The organism is Spirosoma harenae (genome assembly GCF_054776975.1).
In genome coordinates, this window is the sequence record NZ_BAAHBD010000039.1 from 259,510 (window position 1) to 266,338 (window position 6,829).

7 protein-coding genes are annotated in these 6,829 nt (G+C 46.2%); 3 read left to right on the plus strand and 4 right to left on the minus strand.

The window, feature by feature from the left end:
• From ACYVE4_RS30905 to ACYVE4_RS30920, 4 genes are all read right to left on the minus strand, one after another.
• Positions 1 to 1,080, minus strand: coding sequence for a lipase family protein (locus ACYVE4_RS30905; RefSeq protein ID WP_461044283.1), 1,080 nt, complete (start codon positions 1,078 to 1,080; stop codon positions 1 to 3).
• A 106-nt stretch (positions 1,081 to 1,186) separates the two neighbouring features.
• Positions 1,187 to 2,020 (minus strand): 5'-methylthioadenosine/adenosylhomocysteine nucleosidase, encoded by an 834-nt coding sequence (locus tag ACYVE4_RS30910; protein WP_461044284.1) that lies wholly within the window; start codon positions 2,018 to 2,020, stop codon positions 1,187 to 1,189.
• 12 nt (positions 2,021 to 2,032) lie between these two features.
• Positions 2,033 to 3,349 carry an NCS2 family permease gene (locus ACYVE4_RS30915; RefSeq protein WP_461044285.1) on the minus strand — a complete coding sequence of 439 codons (1,317 nt, stop codon included), beginning with the start codon at positions 3,347 to 3,349 and terminating at the stop codon, positions 2,033 to 2,035.
• A 150-nt stretch (positions 3,350 to 3,499) separates the two neighbouring features.
• On the minus strand, positions 3,500 to 4,222 hold the full coding sequence (locus ACYVE4_RS30920; RefSeq protein WP_461044286.1) for a glucosamine-6-phosphate deaminase: 723 nt from the start codon (positions 4,220 to 4,222) through the stop codon (positions 3,500 to 3,502).
• Between the two features lie 88 nt (positions 4,223 to 4,310).
• Here ACYVE4_RS30920 and ACYVE4_RS30925 point away from each other — a divergent pair, with 88 nt between their 5' ends.
• From ACYVE4_RS30925 to ACYVE4_RS30935, 3 genes are all read left to right on the plus strand, one after another.
• Positions 4,311 to 4,502, plus strand: a complete 192-nt coding sequence (locus ACYVE4_RS30925; RefSeq protein ID WP_461044287.1) for a hypothetical protein — start codon at positions 4,311 to 4,313, stop codon at positions 4,500 to 4,502.
• A 114-nt stretch (positions 4,503 to 4,616) separates the two neighbouring features.
• Entirely contained in the window at positions 4,617 to 5,873 is a 1,257-nt protein-coding gene (gene lysA, locus ACYVE4_RS30930; protein ID WP_461044288.1) for a diaminopimelate decarboxylase, read from the plus strand.
• Between the two features lie 50 nt (positions 5,874 to 5,923).
• Positions 5,924 to 6,637: a YebC/PmpR family DNA-binding transcriptional regulator gene (locus ACYVE4_RS30935; RefSeq protein WP_461044289.1), complete on the plus strand. Its 714-nt coding sequence runs from the start codon at positions 5,924 to 5,926 to the stop codon at positions 6,635 to 6,637.
• The last annotated feature ends 192 nt before the right edge of the window (positions 6,638 to 6,829 follow it).

The following is a 6,829-nucleotide window of genomic DNA, read 5'->3' on the forward strand; positions in this document are numbered from 1 at the left end:
TCAGGGCAACTTCTCCGCCAAGAATAAGTAAGGCGGGTGGAAGTGGTGTACAAAAATCTGCTCTTTACTATCCGGATATTTTGCGAAATAAGCGCTATCAGCTAGCAGCACAATTGTATTCCCGGTTCTGACGTAGTGATTGCTTTTATAATACTCGGGTGCTACGTAGCCGTTCAGATTTTTCTTTACCGTATTGGAAGCCAGTTTGCCTAGATATTTCTGGTAGTTTTTCTGTGCTTTCAACGATGGTTTACTCATGCTGTTATATACGTATTTCAGGACTATACGCTTCAACAATTTCTGCTTTTTGATCATAGCTGGCGCCCCAACAAACGGATTCGTCGGGTTGAAATCGTTCACAGTTTGTACGGAGAACGGCACTTCAGGCACCCAATCAGCAGAGTTGACAACGTTATACGCCCAACCCGCCTGCGTAGCCGCTTCATACTCATACGCAAAATGCAGATTCCCAGGTTTCGGACCAGCGCTGCAATACGTTTTAAACTGAATATCAGTAGGCAATCGACCTTGTTTCTGTAAATTACGAAGATGAGCTGTGAGCAAAAAAGCAATGGCCCCACCCTGGCTATGCCCCAGAATAATCATGTTTTTAGTGCCAGACCGGTAACTTGAGTCAATTTTAGGCAGCATATCTTTGGCTAAAAAAGCCGTACTCACCAACCAGCCGACATGCACAGCCGCCAACGGGCTAGATGCCAGTTCATACGTAAATTTCTCGGTATCGCTAAGTTGGAGTTCTCCTTTGGCTGGAACCATAGCGGCATAAAAATTAGCCAGCCAACTTACGCTGTTAGCCGTTGTTCCCCGAATGCTAATCACCGCAACCCCGTGATTATCCATCCATAAATCCCAGCGATTTTCCAACCCAATAATGGCAGATCGATAAATCGGCTTGAAGCGTTGGGGAGAAGGAAATGCACTAACATAAGTCGAATCGCCAAAGCGAGCCGAAACTTTCAATAGCTCGATGTATTCTGCCTTATTGAAGCCCGGTTTTAAGGCCTGACCGAATAGAATCGATGGTAGTATGACCAGGAAGAAAACGATGAGCTTTTTCATGGTTGAGGAATGGCTAGCGGAAAATTCCATTTTGCACAATATACTCCCAAAAATGACCGAAAAAGAGTTTGTTGAGTAGTATACAGACATCTTTTGACGGAACGGTTTACAAGGCCTTTACCAGCGCAATCACCAATTTTGCTGAATTCCGGGCGGCTGTCGGGTAAAATTTGTCGTAGGCAATATGTGCCTCAGCATCAGCGCGGTCGCTCAGGCTGCGGATAATGAGATGCGGCACCTGAATCTGATAGCAAACCTGAGCTACAGCAGCCCCTTCCATTTCGGTAGCATCTGCCCCAAAATCAGCTCGTAAACTTTTCACTTTATCGATTGAGGCAACAAATACGTCACCCGTCACAACGGTTCCGGTCATGACCTTCACAGGACGATCTGAAACTCCTCCTGATGCCAGCGGAATGCCTTCTAATGGCACCGTTTTAACCACAGTCTCAGCCAGTCGCATCAACGCTGAATCGGCAGGAAAATACAAGGGATTGAACTCTTTGGTAATCGCATTACGAGTCTGGCGAGTAAGCGTATTTTTAGCTGTAGTCGAACTGTAATCGTGGTGAGCAGTTTTGCCGGAAATGACAATATCGCCGGGCTGTAGTTCTGGATTAGTCCCCCCGGCAATGCCTGTAAAAAGGACCCGTTGCGGTCGAAAATGATCGAGCATCAGCGACGTAGTCATGGCGGCATTTACTTTACCAATCCCCGTTTCAGCCACAACAACCCGTTGATTCCCAATTCGGCCACAGGTAAATACCACGCCATCGACAATAACTGTCTTCGGCTTCCGGAGCGATTCTTTGACTAAGGCTACCTCAGCCCCGAAAGCCCCCAATAAACCGGTAATTGGCCTGGATTTATAGCGTTGAGCAACAACGGGCGCCGGAGAAAGAGCGAAAAAAAACACGGTAAAAGCGAATAGCTTCTTCATGGAATAAAAAAATCAATGGCTGTTTGTTAAAGCCAGCACGCAAAATGCATCAACAATCCATAGACTCAAGGGTACTTCATTCGTTTTTCCAGTCGCCACTTTGATAACTGTCCACGATAAGAATCCCCAAATCAATCCCTGCGTTATGGAATAGCTAAACGGAATAAGGACCAACGCCAGAAAAGCAGGTAGCGCATCACCCAAACTTCCCCAATTAATACGGGTGATGGGTTTCATCATGAAAGCTCCCACAAGGACAAGGGCGGGAGCCGTAGCAATGGCTGGAATTACCGACAATAAGGGCGATAGAAACAGAAAGGGCAGAAAACAGCAACCCGCCACAATAGCCGTTAATCCTGTCCGTCCACCTTGAGCAATACCCACTGCCGATTCAATATAAGCCGTTCCGGGACTGGTACCAAATAGGCCAGCCAGCGTCGTAGCAACGGCATCCGTTAATAAGGATCGATTCAACTGACGCGGATTGCCGTCGGCATCCTGCAAACCACCCGCTTCAGCAACGCCCACAAACGTAGACAGACTATCGAATAAATCGGTGAAGGCAAACGCAAAAATAACTGGCCACAACGACCACGACAGCGACCCGGCTAAATCCAGTTTTCCCAACAAAGAGAAATCGGGCGTTGCCAGAATTCCCTGAAAATTGACCAGCGTTTTCTGTCCGAAATTAACGGCCGACGCATCACCCCAGAATCGACCGATAGGCCAGGCAACCAATGTTGTCAGAACAATACCGATAATAATCGCCCCCGGCACATCACGAACGACTAAGACACTTGTCAATAATAATCCGAAAATAAATGTCAGTATAATGGGATCATTTAGGGGGGCAATACTTACCAGTGTAGCTGGATTTGCCACAATAAACCTGGCATTCTCGAAACCAATCAGCGTGATGAATAAGCCAATCCCTGCTGAAACGGCATATCGTATCGGATGTGGAATGGCTCGTACAATGGCTGAGCGAACGTTTAATACGGACATTAGCAAAAACAATACGCCCGCCCAAAAAACGGCTCCCAATGCCACTTCGGGACGGATTCCCAATCCTTTTACGGCGGTAAACGTAAAAAATGCATTCATACCCATGCCTGGTGCCACCACAATCGGGTTCCGAGCATACAAACCCATCATCAGACTGCAAAAAAACGACAGGAGTACAGTTGCCGTCAGAACCCCACTAAAGGGTAGCCCGGATTGGCTCAGAATAGCCGGGTTGACCACAATGATGTACATCGTGGCTAAAAAAGTCGAAATACCAGCTAAAATTTCTGTGCGTTGGGAAGTAGTAGTTGGTGAAGTAGTCAATCGTTCGAAGGTTGTAGTTTGAGAACTAAAGCTATTATAAAAAGACTTTTGTCATGCTCACGAAGAAAGCATGGCAAACTACCCATTTTATACTTGTCTTAAACGGTTACATAGCTTTAAACCTCAAACTACAAACTTTAAACAATAATCTCAAACCAAACTTCCAGCGGCCTCATCAACCCATACGCGCACGTTTTGCTGCGTTTGGACTAAACTGGCAGGTACTTGCTCGGTTACGGGCCCTGTCAGAACATCACGCAGAATAGACGCTTTTTTCGCTCCGCTAATCATCAGAATAACATCATGAGCACCTGCCAAATGACGAAGCCCCAGGGTAATACCCTGACTTAGTGCGGTCTCTGTTTTAAAATATTTCTGACCAACCGTTATGGTACTTTCAGCTAAGTCGCCCACATGACAGCCTAACGTAAAAGGCGTTCCAGGTTCATTCAGGCCAATATGTCCGTTCATCCCCATACCGACAAGTAATAAATCCAGCCCCCCTTTTGAATCAATTAAGGTATCAATTCGGGTACATTCAGCATCGAGATCGTCGGCTTTTGCATTGAATACATACATCTGTTCTGGGCGAAGATTCAGCGGGACAAACAAGTCGCGAAAGAGGTAGTACGAACAGCTCCCAAAATCTTCTGGACCAAAACCAACCCATTCATCTAACCCAACAAACGTACATTGGCTACTATCCACACGTCCTGCTTTTACCAAATCGACAAACCGATGATAGGTTTCGATGGGTGTATCGCCCGAAGCAATGCAAAGAACCGCGTCTGGCTTTTGACTAATAATTGCAGCCATATGCTCAGCTGCGCGTTGCGAAAGGGTAGCGTGGTCAGGAAATTTTTGAAGAATCATAAATATTTGAGTTGGGAAATACAGCGAACGAACCTGCGTAATCTTGCCAATCAGGCTCGATTACGCAGGTTCAATTTTTTCCGTCGGAATGAAAAATTATCGGGTTTGTCGGCTACAGCCGAAGGGGTTGGATCTGAAACTGGGTCGGGCAGGGCAGGCTCACCGTCTGGCCCCCGATTCACACGTTGTATATGTGGTTTTTGCTGAGTTCCACCCGACCGGTGAGCGGGTGGTCTGTAAAAGTCGCTTGTTGGCCGGAACGAACTTCTATAATCGCTGAAGGCTGCTGACTAAAAGCAAAATAGGCTTTCAGAAGGATTAGTATCAGTAGATAGCACCGAATTTTGTACATGGTGGAAAGATGGCGTAATTTTGCGATTCGTTTCATGAAGTTATGCAACTCAATAACCAGATTTATCAGATTCAGGGCGTCGATGTACTCACTATAGCGAACCAGTTCGGACTTCCGCTCTATGTATACGATGCAGACAAAATTACCGAAAAAATTGGCTTGCTTCGGTCTTCGTTTGCCGGAGTTAACCTGAAAATAAAATACGCTGCCAAGGCATTGACCAATATATCGATTCTAAAATTAATGCGCCAGCAGGGTGTAGAAATGGATTCGGTGTCGGTCAACGAAGCGCGGATGGGTATGCTGGCTGGTTTCGAAGCGGGTCAGATTATGTTTACGCCCAGCGGTGTTTCGTTCGAGGAAATTCGGGAAGCGATTGAACTTGGTTTACAACTGAATGTCGATAGTCTGTCCTTGCTGGAATGGGTTGGTCAGAATTATGGCAGCCAGGTTCCGGTTAGCATTCGTATCAACCCGCACATCAGCGAAGGCGGCAATATCAAAATTTCAACCGGCCACGCTGATTCTAAGTTTGGCATTTCGATTCTGCAACGGGACGAGATACGTAAACTGGTTGAAACCTACCAGATTTCGGTAACCGGATTACATATCCATACCGGATCAGATTTCAAAAATGCCAACGCCTTTTTGAAAGGAGCCGATGTTCTGTTCGATCTGGCCAGTGATTACCCGAATCTAACGTTTATTGATTTTGGCAGTGGCTTTAAAGTGGCCTACAAAGAAGGCGATCACATTACGGACATTGCCGAATTAGGCAACCAGGTATCAACAGCTTTCCAAAAGTTTTGCCAGCATTACGGTCGGGATCTGGAGCTTTGGTTTGAGCCCGGCAAATTTCTGGTCAGTGAAAGTGGGCATCTATTGGTTCGTACTAACCTTGTTAAAGAAAATCCAACACGTACGTTCGTCGCTGTTGATTCAGGGTTGAATCATTTGATTCGCCCGATGATGTACGATGCGTATCACGACATCAAAAACATCTCGAACCCAGCCGGATCGCCAAAAACATACAATGTCGTAGGCTACATTTGCGAAACGGATACCTTCGCTACAGATCGTGTCCTGCCGGACGTACGGCCGGGGGATGTACTGTCGTTCGAGAATGCGGGAGCGTATGGATTTAGCATGTCGTCAAACTACAACGCCCGCGTACGACCAGCCGAAGTACTTGTTTATGAAGGCAGCCCTTATTTAATCCGCCAGCGCGAAACCTTCGAGGATTTGCTGCGTGGTCAGGTTGATATTCCAGTATTAAATTCAGAAGTAATTGAGCAATAAAACTAGTTCGGCGTTTCTGTAAACATCGAACTACAAACTAGTAACACACAATGGGAAGAGCGTTTGAATACCGGAAAGCGCGCAAAATGAAACGGTGGGGTCAGATGGCCAAGACCTTTACCCGCATCGGCAAAGACATCGTTATGGCGGTAAAAAGTGGTGGCCCTGACCCTGATTCCAATGGTCGGCTTCGGGCTATCATTCAGAACGCCAAAGCTGCGAACATGCCTAAAGAAAATGTCGAGCGTGCCATCAAAAAAGCTTCATCGAAAGATCAGGAGGATTATAAAGAAATCGTCTACGAAGCCTATGCACCACATGGCATTGCGCTGGTCATTGAAACGGCGACCGACAATCACAACCGTACCGTAGCGAACGTTCGCAGCTATCTGAACAAATTGGGTGGCAGCCTTGGTACGCAGGGAATGCTCGATTTTATGTTCGATCGCAAATCTGTTTTCCGTATTCCAGCGGAAGGTATCGATCAGGAAGAACTGGAATTAGAACTTATTGATTACGGCGGAGATGAAATCGAACTTGATGACGAAGCCAATCAGTTTGTCATTTACGGCGAGTTCACTGCTTTCGGCAGCATTCAGAAATTCCTGGAAGAAAAAGGCTATGAAATTAAGCAGGCTGAATTTGAGCGTATTCCAAACGACTATAAAGAGCTGAACGACGAAGAAGCTGCTGATGTTGAGAAGCTGATTGAACGCATCGAAGAAGACGATGATGTACAAATGGTCTACCACAATATGAGATAATTGAGATTACTTAGAGTCAATAAAAAATGCGGAAAGAAACTGAGTTTCTTTCCGCATTTTTTATTGACTCTGGCTATGAATTATAAATTTCCTTCTCTTAGTATTTGGACCCAGCCCTTCAGGGTCTGGGCAGGAGCATTCTTCTCCAGCAGGGCATAGTGAACCACCGCCTGATAATAGTATAACCCCGTC